The 15,632-nt window shown below is 39.3% G+C and carries 13 protein-coding genes; 3 read left to right on the plus strand and 10 right to left on the minus strand.

The genetic code is table 11. The features are described from left to right. Positions 1-33 precede the first annotated feature (33 nt). The 6 genes from SJY16_RS18290 to SJY16_RS18315 all read right to left on the minus strand — a co-directional run bounded on the left by SJY16_RS18290 (position 34) and on the right by SJY16_RS18315 (position 8,357). Positions 34-1,359 carry a sensor histidine kinase gene (locus SJY16_RS18290; RefSeq protein WP_377891443.1) on the minus strand — a complete coding sequence of 442 codons (1,326 nt, stop codon included), beginning with the start codon at positions 1,357-1,359 and terminating at the stop codon, positions 34-36. Positions 1,360-1,403: 44 nt separating this feature from the next. Continuing rightward, entirely contained in the window at positions 1,404-2,069 is a 666-nt protein-coding gene (locus SJY16_RS18295; protein ID WP_377891445.1) for a response regulator transcription factor, read from the minus strand. Positions 2,070-2,085: 16 nt separating this feature from the next. After that, a complete protein-coding gene (locus SJY16_RS18300; RefSeq protein ID WP_377891447.1) occupies positions 2,086-4,845 on the minus strand; it encodes an ATP-binding protein in 2,760 nt (919 codons plus the stop codon). Continuing rightward, complete coding sequence (locus SJY16_RS18305) at positions 4,845-6,086, minus strand: metallophosphoesterase family protein (RefSeq protein WP_377891449.1); 1,242 nt, start codon at positions 6,084-6,086, stop codon at positions 4,845-4,847. Before SJY16_RS18305 ends, SJY16_RS18300 begins: the two co-directional genes overlap by 1 nt. A 125-nt stretch (positions 6,087-6,211) precedes the next feature. After that, complete coding sequence (locus tag SJY16_RS18310) at positions 6,212-7,465, minus strand: ABC transporter permease (RefSeq protein ID WP_377891451.1); 1,254 nt, start codon at positions 7,463-7,465, stop codon at positions 6,212-6,214. Then, positions 7,458-8,357: an ABC transporter ATP-binding protein gene (locus tag SJY16_RS18315; RefSeq protein ID WP_377891452.1), complete on the minus strand. Its 900-nt coding sequence runs from the start codon at positions 8,355-8,357 to the stop codon at positions 7,458-7,460. Before SJY16_RS18315 ends, SJY16_RS18310 begins: the two co-directional genes overlap by 8 nt. A gap of 135 nt (positions 8,358-8,492) precedes the next feature. On the opposite strand from SJY16_RS18315, the gene SJY16_RS18320 reads away from it, so the two are divergent. Then, the gene (locus tag SJY16_RS18320; protein ID WP_377891453.1) at positions 8,493-8,678 is read left to right on the plus strand and encodes a YhzD family protein; all 186 of its coding nucleotides are present in this window, start codon (positions 8,493-8,495) and stop codon (positions 8,676-8,678) included. An 812-nt stretch (positions 8,679-9,490) separates the two neighbouring features. On the opposite strand, the gene SJY16_RS18325 is transcribed toward SJY16_RS18320, so the two are convergent. Continuing rightward, positions 9,491-10,972, minus strand: a complete 1,482-nt coding sequence (locus tag SJY16_RS18325) for an aldehyde dehydrogenase family protein (protein ID WP_377891454.1) — start codon at positions 10,970-10,972, stop codon at positions 9,491-9,493. Positions 10,973-11,138: 166 nt separating this feature from the next. Continuing rightward, on the minus strand, positions 11,139-11,990 hold the full coding sequence (locus SJY16_RS18330) for a Cof-type HAD-IIB family hydrolase (protein WP_377891456.1): 852 nt from the start codon (positions 11,988-11,990) through the stop codon (positions 11,139-11,141). Positions 11,991-12,192: 202 nt separating this feature from the next. Here SJY16_RS18330 and SJY16_RS18335 point away from each other — a divergent pair, with 202 nt between their 5' ends. Beyond that, a complete protein-coding gene (locus tag SJY16_RS18335; RefSeq protein WP_377891457.1) occupies positions 12,193-12,408 on the plus strand; it encodes a hypothetical protein in 216 nt (71 codons plus the stop codon). A gap of 146 nt (positions 12,409-12,554) precedes the next feature. Here SJY16_RS18335 and SJY16_RS18340 read toward each other — a convergent pair whose 3' ends face one another. After that, positions 12,555-12,926, minus strand: a complete 372-nt coding sequence (locus SJY16_RS18340) for a YlbF/YmcA family competence regulator (RefSeq protein ID WP_377891459.1) — start codon at positions 12,924-12,926, stop codon at positions 12,555-12,557. A gap of 81 nt (positions 12,927-13,007) precedes the next feature. Further along, a complete protein-coding gene (locus tag SJY16_RS18345; protein ID WP_377891461.1) occupies positions 13,008-14,150 on the minus strand; it encodes a DUF445 domain-containing protein in 1,143 nt (380 codons plus the stop codon). 128 nt (positions 14,151-14,278) lie between these two features. On the opposite strand from SJY16_RS18345, the gene SJY16_RS18350 reads away from it, so the two are divergent. Then, positions 14,279-15,631, plus strand: coding sequence for a YheC/YheD family endospore coat-associated protein (locus tag SJY16_RS18350; RefSeq protein WP_377891463.1), 1,353 nt, complete (start codon positions 14,279-14,281; stop codon positions 15,629-15,631). The last annotated feature ends 1 nt before the right edge of the window (position 15,632 follow it).

Below are 15,632 nucleotides of genomic sequence, written 5' to 3' on the forward strand. Positions count from 1 at the left end.
TAGCATAGGAGCCTATCGATTCGATTCATTTTGTTATGAATTACGATTGGCTTTTCTTGGGATAACGATTGAGAAAGTTACACCGTTTTCCTTGTTCTCAACTTTCGCATACCCCTTATGGCGCTCTGCTACCTTCTTAACGATAGCAAGTCCAATCCCAAATTGGCCTTTGTCACCTTTTTGGAACGGTTCAAATAGTCTTTCCTTCTCACCCGCTTTGAACAAAATCGGTTCTCCGTCATTACTCACGCTAATGTGGACCGACTCTTTATCTTCTATTGCTTCCATCTGTATGTCGCTTTTAGCGTATCGAAGTGCATTCTGGACGAGGTTATCTAATGCAGTAAGCATTTGCTCTTGAACAGCTGATAACATGATGTTATCACCAGCGATCGAAATCGTAACATCATCACGTTGATACATGAATCGATCTCTAATCTCTTCAGCTAAACCTCCGAAACGAAACGTTTCATAGTTTCCTTCAGGTTCATCGATTGAATCTAACTTGATATAGGTGAGCATTGACTTCACTCTATGATCCATTCGGTCTGATTCGTTTAATATAACGTCCATCGTATTTTCCATTGAATCAGGCATGACGCCGTCCTTTATAGATTGGGCATAGCTTTTGATGATCATGATTGGTGTTTTTAACTCATGCGAAGCATGTTGAATGAACGTCTTTTGAGTTTTGTCATACCGCATTAAATTTTGTCTCATCGATTCAAATTGATTCGATAGCTTTTGAAATTCTTCATCACCCTCCCAAACAAAGGGTTCTTTCCAATTCCGGTTTGCGATTTGATCAAACCTCTCTCCTAGAACGGTAAGGGGTCTCCTTAAGTACCTTGCAATCCAAATCGCGGGTAACAAACTAAGAATCATCGCAAACACCAAGATAATGATGAGTCTCCACCACAATCGCTCGATCATCTGATTGCGATACGTATCCCACATATATGAAATAAAGTATGCTTCTTGCCGATTCACTTGAACTTTTGAAATCACATAAAAAAGTGACGCTTGATTGTTATAAGTCAGTTCATATCTAGCTTTAGGTGCCTTTTGGTCGAGAGCATTCTTGCGCATCTCTACGATCACCTCATTAGGAATTGGGTCTCCCTGAAGTGGTCCTCGATAGAGTCTCGTAATTAAGGTATGTCCAACAGAACGAGAAGCGTCCCTCCGTTCGATAAAGTCCTGATCCGTTTCAGGAGGAAGGGGAGCATCTCGATCAGGAAACGTATACCTCTGCTGTTCAGCTTCAATAATCTGATACGTTTCTTCCGTTAATGTTCCTTTGATCGACAAAGGATAAATAACCGCTATAACTACACCTACGAGTAAAACTAGTATCATAAACGAAAGCCATATGCGCTTTGTTAAGTTCAACCGGATGAGATTCATGTGATTAACCGATAACCTAGCCCATAAGAAGTTTCTAAGTTCATGCGAGGCATCTTTTTGCGAACGCGCCTAATAACATCATCCACGGCTCGATCTGAACCATAATAATCATCTCCCCAAACATGCGTGAGGATTTGCTCTCTAGATAACGTTTGATTCACGTGCTCAACTAAGTATAGGATCAAATCCATTTCCTTTGTCGTCAATTCGATCGCTTCGCCTCGATCGGTAACTTTACGAGCGATTGGATCTACCTGATACTCCGAGACTTCATACTTTTTCTGAGACGCTTGTGTATATACTCTATTCAATAGTTTTTTTGCTCTAATAATTAATTCTCTTGGCATAAATGGCTTCGCGATGTAGTCATCACTTCCAAGTTCTAATCCCACAATGCGATCAAGATCCTCGTCCCTTGCTGAAATGAAAATAACTGGAACATCCTTCTCCGCCTTGATTTTCTTGAGCAATTCATATCCATCTATACCCGGAAGCATGATATCAAGAATCCACAAGTGACAAGAATCATGTATATTGTCCAACGCCTCTTCACCACTTAAAAACGTCTTCACTTCAAATCCTTCTTTTTCCATATATGTTCTCAAAATTTGAACAAGGCTTTCTTCATCTTCTACGAGATTAATTTTATAGGTTTCTTCCAAATCCAATCACCTCATTTTAGTTTACCTTACCAGAAAAGGGAGTACGTTCAAGCTTAATGATATTTTCATCGAGCCCTGCTACTGTCGTTTGATGGCAAGTTAGTAACAAGACCTGATGTTCTTTCGAAAACTCTTTAATAAAATTCTTCGCGACTTCAGTGCGCTTTTCATCAAAGTTTACGAATATATCATCCAAAAATACGGGTAACTTTATGGATGTAACAGAGACAAGGGCGAGGCGAATGCAAAGGTATAACTGTTCGACTGTACCTCTACTTAATTGAGAAGGGAGATAGATGCTGCCATCTTGGTGATGAATTTGAAAACTACTTTTCTCTCTAGGAGCATAGATCGCAGTATACCTTCCTTCAGTAATGTTAGAAAAATAACGTTCAGCACTTTGAAGCACAGCTGGGAGACGCTCATCTTGATACTTTACTTTCGCTTTAAGTAAGAGGTCTGACGCCACCTTCAGTACCGCCCACTTTCTCCCAAAAGAGCGTAGTTCATCTTCCTTTTGTTGACTTTGCAATAGAAGATCTTCTAGTGTTCCATCTTCAGTGAGTGCTCGGAGTTGTTCCTGATGGTTAGCGATATCTCGGTATAGCTTTTGCTGTTCTTTCATCAAAATTCCTTCTTCTTTCTCAACTCTAGCCTTCTCCTCCTCGATCTCCGTTAGAGATGAGTGGACAACATCTTCTGCTCCCTCAAGTTGTGAATCAACGATTACTCTCTGTCTCAATAGTTCTCTTGCTTCACTTTGCGCGTTCCCTCTAATCCGAAACTCTTCTTCTGTTTTTACTTCTGCATCGAGGAGTAACTGATCGATTTGGTTCTTAAATGAACGGAGCTTCGCTTGTTCATCTTTTTCCTTACGTTGGAGTGTTGTAAGTCTATCTTTCAATCTTTCGATGTTTTGCATGATTTCTTTTTGTTCATCTGCAAGTGAAATTAGTTGTTGCATAGCCGTTTCAACATCGTAATACGAAACGTCAATCGCTTCACATAAATTCCTAATTCCATCTTCAACTACCCGCATCTCATAGTCAAGTTCCACAAGCTGCCTTTCAATCCCCTTATAATCCTGTTCCAATTGTTTTATCAATACAACTCGATCAAATAATTCGAGCAACCGTTCAGGTGTTACTTCAATATGAAACGAATAAGAAATTCTCCATTTCTCCAGTGACTCTTCCAACTGAAACCTATCTAGTTCCCATTGGTCGACTTTTTCAGCAGCTTTGGTGTACACCCTATTTAATCGATCAATATGTTCTTTCATGTTTTGTGATTGTCTTTTCAATTCCTGTTTTTCTGCAGTTTGCTGTTCTTCAGAACTCGTGTATTTCTCACTAGTCACCCTCATCACTAGTGCACCGATCACTACTATTCCTGCTGCACCTAATGCTAAAAACCAATTTTCAATAACACCGATTCCAAAAAACAGCACGATAGAAATGAAAAGCATAATAATAGAAGATTGAAGTTTCGGTTTCCTAGTCGTAACCTCGTTTGATTGCGGAGAACGTCTCCGATCCTGTAACCGCTGGTATTCATCTTCCTCTCTTTCTAGTTCATCACGTGCAGACCGTAGAGATTCATTTAAATAGTCATACTGCTGGTTTGACCTCTGATAGCGATCAACAAGGTCTTTAAGCTCTTCTTTCGCATTGAAAGAAGTAACCATTTTCTCTAATTGATGATCAGAGAGTTCTACTTCTTTTAACCTTGATTCTAGACTACTGAAAAGCTCCTGCTTCTCTCTCTCTAACCGCTTCTTTTCTTCGTTTTTTGTTCGATAGACAATTACTTGTTCGTTCCAATAATTCACCCTTCTAATAACATTGCGATGATCGTGAAGCTCCTGTTGGTTAATCTCCTTCTGTATATCAGCTTGTTCAATTTGAGCATGATCAATCTCTCCTGTCGAAAGGACCACCCGCTCTTTCCACTTATCTAGTTGAGACAACCCATCCTCCGGAAAAGGAGTAAAGGTAGGAAGAGATTGCAATTGTCTTTGTAGTTTTGTTTTTTCTTTTACGAGAGGGAAAATTGTCTTTTCATAATCTAGTTCACGACGTTTCTGTTGAAAGTTATTTAGTAGCACTTTATTGTCTTCATTCACTTTCTTTAGTGCCTCGACTTTTTCTACAGTGTCGTTGTATGTACGATTTATTTTCTCTAAGTCTCGAATGCTTTTCTTCGTGCCTTCCCATTCCTCAAGTTTCGCATTAATAATTGGCTTTCTCCCACCAGGCTTAAACAACTCACTTTGTCGTTTTTCCAATTCCTTTTCGATTGTTAGAAGAGAAGCGCCACCTGTCATCCCAGCTTCGTAAAGGATGCTGTTCCAGCTATCTTCGGTATGGTCCGTATGATCATATAACGTATTTAAATTACAAAAGAATAATTGCCGAAACGTTTTGCGATCCATTCCCTGCAAGATATGAGATAGATCATCTTCATCTCCAGTTGAACCGTCATTGTAATGCACAAGAACATCTCCAGAAGCTTTACCTCTCGTACGTTCGATAGTTACAAGACTTCCATCAATGTCAAAAAACAAACTTCCTCCAGTACGAGAGTGATTCTTCACAAAATAACTTTCTTCCTTCTTTACAGTAAATCCGAACAATATACTTTCAATAAAAGCGATTAATGTCGACTTACCCGCTTCGTTTTCTCCGTATATCGTTTGAAGCTGATCGGAGAGTGAGGATACTTTATAGTCCTCGAATTTCCCAAATCCATATATATGCCATCCAAGTAGCTTCATTAGGACTTCCCTCCTTTATCATCTAGAAGATAAGAGAGTAACATTTCTTCAGCCTCTTTGATGACAGTACTTGGTTCCTCAAGTGAAACTAGAGCTTTTTTCGCTCGTCGATGCTCAAAGAGTGGAGCTACCCCTTTCTCTACATTCTCCAAAGTGTAAGCATCCGAAACGGTAAGTAAATCTTGCAAAAATCCATCCTGTCCCTTTAGTTCCTCTCTATTCCAAGAAGGTCTTGAACGTAATGAAAGTTTATATGGCCAAACAAATCCGCTTACTTCCTCTTCTTTACCAATTTGAAGAGCTTGTAATAAGTCATCAAGCACATCATCTTGAAGTAATTGATTGTGAAGAGAAGTAATTCCCTGAAATTCAAATTCGACTAAATATCCACCAGTACTATACTTTTCATGATTAAGAAGATCTTCACATGTTCGGAGGAGATCTTGGATCGTTTCAACTTTCGTAATATCAATAGACTCTCTTTGCCAGATGACATCTGCTGTCGAGTGAAAAGAAGTCGTTACTTCTGTTTCGTCCATCGATACGAGATAACACCCTTTATTTCCAATTTCTTTTCTGTGTGCCCCTTGTATGTTACCTGGGTATACGATTGGAGGATCCTCTACTAATACATTTCGAACATGAATATGCCCAAGAGCCCAATAATCAAAGTTTTTATCGATTAAATTAGTTAAAGTAAAAGGTGCATAAGACGCATGATCTGTGTTTCCCTCTACGTTTCCGTGAAGCATTCCAATTTGGAAATTCTCATCGTCGATACGTTCAAAATGGAATGACATATTCTCTGTAACATGCCGATGAGGATAGCTAAACCCATGAATATCAGCAAGCTTTTGATCATCACGATAGAAAGGAACAGATTCTACTTCTGAACCGAAAAAATAGCTGCTTTTTGGCCAATCGATCGTAATCCAATCTCCATCGAGTGCATCGTGGTTGCCATGAGAAAGAAAGCTTTGTATCCCAGCTTTATCAAGACGTTGTAATTCTCGATATAAAAACATTTGCGATTGTAAACTTCTATAACTACTATCAAATAAGTCTCCTGTTATCAAAACAAAGTCGACGCTAGAATCGATTGCTAGGTCGATAATTTTACGAAATGAACGGTATGCACTGTCCTTTACAAAGTTATGTATATCTGGCGGCAAGCTTTGAGCCCCTGAAAAAGGTCTATCTAAGTGAAGGTCCGCACAGTGCAGGAAGGATAATTCTTTCATCACTCATCACTCCTTCTATGACTATCTATCTTTAAGTTTACCACAACAGACAGAGCGCACGTTCGCACTCTCTTTTTCTAGATAAAAAAACCCGTTCAAGTAGAAGTTACTTGAACGGGTTAAAATTATTTATCTTTACTAGATAATTTAAGTGCCTTTCCAATATCTTTAATAGAAGAAGATTTCCCGTACATCAGTACTCCACCTCTATAAACTTTTGCACCAAGTACTGCAAAAAATACCGTCGTTCCTATTAAGAGTACGAGACTAAGAGCAATCTCCCAAAACGGGACAGAAAGCATACCGATTCGTAGGAACATTACGACCGGGGTGAAGAATGGAACGTAAGATGTAACGGTTATGATTGTAGCGGAAGGTGTCGATAGTCCGAACATCGCAATAAAAAACGCAATGATAATTAAGAATTGTACAGGCAGTATGACTTGTTGAACTTCTTCAGCCCTACTCACTAGAGATCCAACCATAGCAAGGATCGTTGCGTAGAGAAGATACCCTAATATGAAAAACAGAACCGCGTAAATTACAAGAGACGGTGATAAGTTACTAAAGTCCAAGAATGACATAAACCCAGTTGTTGTTAAATCATCATCCTTAAACTGAAGGAATACATATCCACACAAGAAAATAACGGCATACTGTGTTAATCCTAACAGAGCTACTCCCAAAATCTTTCCAAACATTTGTTTAACTGGCGAAACACTCGAGATAAGAATTTCCATAACTCTAGAGGATTTTTCAGCAGCAACTTCTACTGCAACCATATTTCCATAAAAGATGACCGAGAAATAGATGACGAAGAGCAAGACATAAACAAACACCCGTGCCTGATCAAGCTCATCTTCCGTTTTTGCCCCTTTTTCAAGTGCAACTTTTTCAAAATTAACAGGTTGGTCAATCTTAAGAAGTTGCTCTTGCGTAACCCCAGCTTCTTCAGCTGCTATTGAACTTTTTATTTGTTGAAGTGCTGATTGTAACACTTGGGGTGTCTTTTGTTCAGCAACGGTTTCAGCCTTATAAACACCTTGAGGTTCTTCTTCAGCTGTATTCTCTAAAATAAGATAACTATCTATTTTTCCATCATCTATATCTTTTTGAGCCTCTTCCTCACTTCCCTCATAAGGCATAATCTCTATATCTGACTCCATCAGATCGAGCTGTTGCTCAAGAAGAGTATAGTACGAGTCTGATCCCATTACACCAACACGATCAGCTTCATCATTATCGAACGAATCGATGATACCTGGAAGGTTTGTAATTAAGAAAATAAATAGAACAGTAATCATCGTTGTAATGATAAATGGTTTCGATTTCAAACGGTTGAAATAAGTTTGAAAAAGGACGATAAACAACTTATTCATAAGAAGCACCTACCTTCTCAATAAAAATGTCATTCAGAGAGGGCTCTTCTAATGCAAAATGTCTAACAAACCCTTTTTTCAACAGCTCATTCAGTACTTCTTGTGAAACTGCTTCACTTTCAATCTGTATGATCGAATGATTCACACCGTTCTTAATCCGAAGTACCCCGGGGATATTCGCCAGAAAAGCGAGATCGAAATCGACATTCACAATTAGATTCTTCTTGCCATATGACTGCTTGATCTCTTTTAAATTACCGTTAACCACTGGCTTACCCTTATGTAAAATACACAAATGCTCACAGAGCTCTTCAACATGCTCCATCCTATGACTAGAGAACAAAATCGTCGTCCCTTTCGCCTTTAAATCGAGAACCGCGTCTTTCAATAGCTCTACATTAACTGGATCTAGTCCACTAAAGGGTTCATCGAGAATAAGCAATTCTGGCTTATGGATTACCGCAGCAATAAACTGTATTTTTTGTTGGTTTCCTTTTGAAAGGTCCTCTACTTTTTTATCAGCATTCTCCGGAACACCAAAACGTTCAAGCCACTTCTTAATCTCAATCTCGATATCTTCTTTCTTCATCCCTCTTAACTTACCAAGGTAAATTAATTGTTCCTTCACCTTCATCTTAGGATAAAGCCCTCTCTCCTCTGGTAAATAACCGATTAGATGACTTTTATTATATGAAATATCGTTATCTTTCCATGTAATCGTCCCATCAGTCTGATCGATCAAACGAAGCAACATACGAAACGTCGTTGTTTTACCCGCTCCGTTCCCACCGAGCAATCCGAACACTTCGTTTTCTGGAATCGATAAATTTAAATGATCGACAGCCGTAAACGCGCCAAACCTTTTCGTAACATTTTCTAATCGAAGCATCATTTTCCCCCTTATCTCAAACTATTGCCCACTCATACTACTATAACGCTTTTGAATATTAAAAGATTCGTCTTTTTTGAAAAAAGTGACAACAATCAATTGAATCGGTAGAATAATAACTAGTAGGAGGGACAAACCATGGAAAAATACATTATCACAGCATTCGAAAAAGACGGAACAACCATCCTAGACGACAGCTTCGAAGCCCAAAACGACAAAGATGCAAAGAAAATCGGCCAAGAAATGCTAAACGAAAAAGGCTTCGAATCCAAACCAGCAAGAGTGGTTTCGTCTACAGGTAAATTAATTGTATTGCAACGCTGAAAAGCGGAAGTAGCCGTTTAGGTCCGACAAGCGCTGGAACCTCTACGAATGAACACGCTCTTTGTGTTCAATCGTAGAGGTGAAGCGACCGAGGACCTGGCTACTGTAGCTGGACAATGAAAAGTGAAGGCGAGCGCTTAGAAACGGAGATATTGGAGCTCTTGAAATAGAACACGTTCTTTGTGTTCTGTTGAAAGAGTGAAATATCGCAGTTTCTGCGAGCCGCAACTGGACACCGAAAAGTGAAGGCGAGCGCTTAGAAACGGAGATATTGGAGCTCTTGAAATAGAACACGTTCTTTGTGTTCTGTTGAAAGAGTGAAATATCGTAGTTTCTGCAAGCCGCAGATGGACACCGAAAAGTGAAGGCGAGCGCTTAGAAACGGAGATATTGGAGCTCTTGAAATAGAACACGTTCTTTGTGTTCTGTTGAAAGAGTGAAATATCGTAGTTTCTGCAAGCCGCAGATGGACACCGAAAAGTGAAGGCGAGCGCTTAGAAACGGAGATATTGGAGCTCTTGAAATAGAACACGTTCTTTGTGTTCTGTTGAAAGAGTGAAATATCGCAGTTTCTGCGAGCCGCAGATGGACACCGAAAAGCGGAGGTGACCGTTTAGGCTCGACAAGCGTTGGAGGCGATTCAAAAGAACACGCTTTTTGTATTCATTTGGATTGGCGAAACGACTCGAAGAGCCTGGTCACCGCAGCTGGACTATGAAAAGCGGTAGTAGCCGTTTAGACCCCAAAAAAAAACAAAACTCCAAAAAAAAACGCTAGTCCAAAATCGGACTAGCGTTTTTTTTATAAGTAAATTATTTAAGGTTAATCCACACACTCTTAACTTCCGTATAGTTATTCAATGCATAGGATCCCATTTCTCTACCAATACCAGATTGCTTATATCCTCCAAATGGAGAAGCTGCATCGAATGCATTGTAACAGTTAACCCAAACTGTACCAGCTTTAAGTCGATTTGCTACATAGTGAGCGGACTTCAAGTTCTCAGTCCATAGCCCAGCTGCAAGTCCATAGTTCGAGTCATTAGCACGATCTACAACTTCGTCTAAGTCCTCAAATGGCATTGCTGCTACAACTGGTCCAAATATTTCTTCTTTAGCGATCGTCATTTTATCATCAACATCTGAGAAGATCGTCGGCTGAACATAGTATCCGTTCTCATAAGGAACTTGGCCGCCTGTTAGAAGCTCTGCTCCTTCATCTTGTCCTTTAGAAATATACTGAAGTACTTTTTGGTGTTGTTCTTTTGAAACAAGTGGTCCCATTTCAGTAGACGGATCAAGACCCGATCCTTGCTTAATCTTCTGACTGTGGCTTACGAGGTCAGCCATTACATTGTCATAAGCTTTCTTCTGAATAAAGAGCCTAGAACCTGCACAACAAACCTGACCCTGGTTGAACATAATACCACTTAGAGCACCAGGAATCGCTTTTGTCATATCTGCGTCTGGAAGGATGATATTTGGAGACTTACCACCGAGTTCAAGAGTAACTCTCTTAAGATCGTTAGAAGCCTGGTTCATAATGTATTTACCAACTTCAGTTGAACCAGTGAAGGCAATCTTATCAACCTCAGGGTGCTTTACAAGTGCGTCCCCTGCTGTTTCACCATAACCAGGAACGATATTAACAACACCTTCTGGGAATCCAGCTTCTTCCATCAGTTCTGCTAAGTAAAGAACTGAAAGTGGAGTTTGTTCAGCAGGCTTTAGAACGACCGTACAGCCTGTTGCAAGAGCAGCACCAAGCTTCCAGGCAGCCATTAGTAACGGGAAGTTCCAAGGAATGATTTGTCCTACAACTCCAAGAGCCTCATGGCGCGTATAGTTAAAGAAAGGACCGTTTACTGGGATAGTTTGTCCCATAATTTTCGTTGCCCATCCAGCATAGTAACGGAAATGCTCGATAGCAAGCGGCACATCGGCATTTTTTGTTTCACGAATCGGCTTACCATTATCTAGCGTATCGATCATCGCTAATTCTTCTTTGTTTTCTTCCATTAGATCAGCAAGTTTGTAAATGATTCTACTTCTCTTTGAAGCTGACATCTTAGACCATGGACCGCTATCAAATGCTTTTCTAGCCGCCATTACCGCTTCATCAATATCTTCTTTTACACCTTCACTTACTGTTGCAAGTACTTCACCTGTTGAGGGATTGAGCGTGTCAAAAGTTCTTCCGGATAAAGAATCCTTAAACTGACCATTGATATAAAGTTGTTTCTTACCTTTCAAGAATTCAGCTACCTTAGGATTCATGTCGAGAATTTTTTCCATTAATAACCCTCCATAATTTCAAAATTATCAAACATATACTAATTAGATATTTTTCCCTGAAAGCCTTTTCATTTCTAGAAAATGTGTCAAAAGTCTCATAAAAAAGCGCTTATCTCCTCGAATGGAAGGAGATAGCGCTAGTTTTTGACAGTAGATGTTGAACGAACTACCTTTTTAGCTGAAGACGCATTTGTTTTCTGAAGACTTCTTTTACCATATACGACACACCTTGCTGATCATTTGATCGTGTCACCCAATCAGCTAGTCTTCTTATTTCATTTGGAGCATTCCCCATAGCAACACCCAGCCCGGCCTGGTAAATCATCTCTCCATCACAATCTGCATCACCTATCACTACCATACTATCCACAGAAATACCGAGATGATCACCAAGAAGTTTAAGGCTCTTCGCTTTGGATACAGATTTCGGAACGATACCAAAGTTACATTTAGTAGAACGAACGATCGATATGTTAGGAATAAGATCTTCCAAAATTCTTTTTGCTTCCTCACGTTCTTCATCGTTAAAGAAATGAGCATCGATCTTTGGTGGTGACAACTCTTTCTTCTCTAAATACTCACTCAACGTTTCAACGAAATTCACAGGATAGAAAAGTGGATCTCCAATTCCGAGCGTCATCTTGGCTGACAGGTAATGATTTTGGTTCACGCGATTTCCAACAGCTAATCTCTCATGGATAATACGAATATGGCAATCAAATTTCTCAAGTATATGAATAATGTCCCGTACATCATCCTTGCTGATTCTTTGTTGATAAATCGGATCTTGTACGTTTTGGGCAATAAATGACCCACTATGTGTAACCAGAATGGAATCATCTAACTTAACTGACTTTGCGATCTTTTTCGCAGATGCGAAATTACGACTAGTGATCAATGTGACATAAACACCTTTTTCTTTCACATACTCAATGGCTTCCTTTGTCTCCTTATCGATCTTATGGTTAGACCGTAACAACGTACCATCAATATCTAGAGCTAAAAGTTTATATACCATGCCGTCCCCCCCTTATCACCTGAAAGTCGTCCCTCTATCATCTATCTTTATGAGAGGTGTAATTTGTCCTATCACACAATTTTCTCTAGGAAAAACTCTTCATAAAAATGCGTTTAAGTTTTTCATAAGGTGGGAACTTCTACTATAAATCCAATTACATTACAAAAACATTACAAACATAAACTTGAAAGGGGTAAGAACCATGACAAAAGGTAAAGAGAGAATTAGGTTTGATTGCGTAGGGACGATTACTCAGCCACACATATACAAATGCTCGACATGTGATCATGAATTTAGAGGTAAGGTTCAAGTTGGGAAACACGAGCTACAATGCCCTGAGTGCGAATTAGAAGAACAAATCATCACACAGCCAACACAATTTCAAGTTGTAGGAGTAATAGAGAACGTAGCTTCATAAACTTTTTGATCATGATAGTTTGCTCATTTACCATACCGAGTGACGTATACAAAAAATCCTCGCTCAAATAAGCAAGCTATTATGAAGCTCCTAAGAACAAAAAAAGAACTCTCGCAAATAATTGCGAGAGTTCTTTTTTTGTTCTTTTATTGTTCAACGTTTTCTTCGTCAGCTTTACCGTATAGATCTTCAAGCGGCTTTGTAACGATTTTGTTGATGTCTTGGATTACTTGGCTCATGCGTTGTTCTTGTTGCATAAGTTGAGAAATGACTTCGTGCTGCTGAACAAGTTCTACTTGTTGCTGAGCAGTTTGAGCTTCCTCTTCAGTAATTTGTTGACCAGTCATTTGCTTCTGTTGAAGCTCCATCTGCATGTTACGGAAGTTATCGAATAACTTCTTCGCAACTTCATCTTGGTTTACCTGATCGTATAGTTCTTTAAGTTTTGTGTAGTCCTCATGCTCGCGCATAGCACTTTCTAGCTCATTAGCTACATCGTAAAGATTTTTTTCAGCCATGATATATACCTCCTTAGATTAAAAGGATTATTTTCGCTCTCATAACCCCGTACTTACCCACTATAACAAAGACAGAACAAATCATCCAATAATCGTAATAATGATTCCTTGAACAACCCCTATTAATCCTCCAAGAACTGCTCCAAGGTACGTGATCATTTTGAACTCTCTCCTTGATATGGATAGAACCATATCTTCAATTCGTCCCACTGAGAAGCCTTCTACCTGGCTTTTCACGATTTCAGCCAGCTGTAGCTGCTCCATCAAAGGCTGTAGTTGGTGACTCAAATAATTTCCAGCCGCATCTACAATTCTAGGAACGAAGTCCTCAACAATTCGATCCTTGAATGGTTCGATCGCTTTGGACAGAGGAAGTTCCATAATCTGGTCGATAGGTAGTTCATTTACAATCGCTTCAGAAAGTTCATTTACTATTACGTCAACATCTACTTTATCTTCAAACGTATGCAATTCACTCTCTTTAATCGTATTCCACTCTTTTTCAAGCATGGTTGTGATGACGCCTTGAATGTCTTTTTGCTTCAACAGCCTTAAAAGTTCTGGCTGAACTTTATCAACAATCCTGGTGTTCGTGAAAAACATGTTGATCATGCTACCTAATGTGCCTCGTTCTGAAAGATAAAGGTCAATCATGACGGATAGCTTTTCTTTCCCTTCAGGAGAAGCAATATAATCACTTACTTTACTCAAGATCAGGTCAGAAAATGGTTCAATACCATTCTCTACTTTCGTAACCAATCTCTCAGGCAGTACTTCTCCAACTTCCTGCCTCTTCAATTCGTTAACCTTTGCATCAAGTTTTTCTCTAATATAAGCTTTTGCTTTCACTTTAGTCACGTTAGATGGTGACTCCATGTGAAGACCTTTTTTAATGAGTTCTTCGATTGTATCTTCTTTCTCAAGATACTTGATAACTTCTTTTTGAGCGTATTCTACCATCGTTAGTTTGAAAACAGGATCATGCATTTTTTTCTGTATACCTTCAGGTGTTAATAAATGTTCAACTACCATCTTCCCGAGCTGAACAGCTAACTCATCACGGCGCTTAGGGATGAGACCTGGTGTAAATGGGACCTTCCATTTTCCAATATAAAGTGCTTTATATGGCCTAAATAACATTTTGATAGCTAATGAATTCGTAAATCCACCTATGATCGCTCCGATAACGATCATAAACAGAATCGTAATAATAATCGATGACATATACAATCAACCTTTCTATCTTACGCTTTCACAAAGAAAACTCCATCTTCATAGTATACGTTATCCGCAATTGCCTATCCAGTTTAAGGAAGGCTATGGACCGAAAAAATATTGAACGAGGGTTTTCAATGAAACATTCACATAAAGTTATCTTACACCCTTTACTCGAAGAAACAGGACAAAACCGACTTCTTATTCCAGAATACCTTGCTTCTAAATGGCGCATTAAGAATACGAACGTGTTATTTAATTGCGGTTCACTACAATATCCTGTTCACCTTGAAAGCTACGAAACAAACACGGATCAAGCGGTTTATTGCTCTGCAGATATTCTATCGAGCCTCTACCTTCCTTCTGATGGCGTGCGTGTCCTCTTAACCTTTTGCAAAGATACGAACATGATTAAGTTAGGACCTATATTCTGCTTAGCTACTAATGCCAGTGGGAATGAGGAACTTCCGTTTTCGGCATACACTGACTTTTGTTTAGAGATCGCAAAATTTTGTGATGAACACCACATCTTTTTCTATGTGAATACCTTAAAAAACTGGGATGAAAACTCAGTAATCGGTATGAGATGGCATACTGATCAATGGATTGAAAGTAAACTTCCCTTACCTGCCATCATCTATAATCGTATTCATTCAAGACGCTTGGAGAACTCTAGTGAAATTAATAGCTTAAAGGAATTATGGCGAAAGCATAACATACCTTATTTTAATGAAGCATTCATAGATAAATGGGACGTTCATGAGATGCTCCTTTTATACGAAGAAATAGCTCCCTACCTCCCAGAATCAGCGCTACTTGATTCAATGGATAGCCTTGTACAGATGATGAATAGGCACGATACCATATACCTCAAACCAATCAATGGTAGTCAAGGAAGGCATATTTATCGCATTAGTAAGAGTCATGATTGTTATTTGCTTGGCTATTCCAGTTTTAGTGGAAACAAAACGTTAACATCTCATACCTTATCAGGTTTATATCCTGCCATTCGAGCAAGGAGTAAACGCGTCCCATACCTCATTCAACAAGGTATTCCTCTTTTTGAAGTGGATGATTGTCCAGTTGATTTTCGGATTCTTTGTTTGAAAGGTCCTGGAGATAAATGGAGGGTTGTTTCATCTGTAGCACGTGTATCTCACTCAAGAGAACAGTTCGTTTCGAATATCGCTCGTGGGGGGTTATTAAAGTCCGTCGATGAAGTTCTAGCACAATTTGATAAGGTTTCGCGTAAACAAACGAAACGAATCCTTCCAGAGTTAGCGCTAGAAATATCGAGAATTATCGATCGTGAAACAGAGGGGATGTATGGAGAGCTCGGGATTGATTTAACGATAGACAAAGAAGGACACCCGTGGATTATAGAGGTTAATACAAAGCCTTCTAAAACCCCTGACAACCCTTCAAATAATAATTGTCGTCCGTCCGTCAAAGCCTTGATTCAGTTCGTTTATTGGTTCACTTCTAACTAAG

Source organism: Alkalihalobacillus sp. R86527, assembly GCF_042466185.1.
GTDB lineage: Bacteria > Bacillota > Bacilli > Bacillales > Guptibacillaceae > Guptibacillus.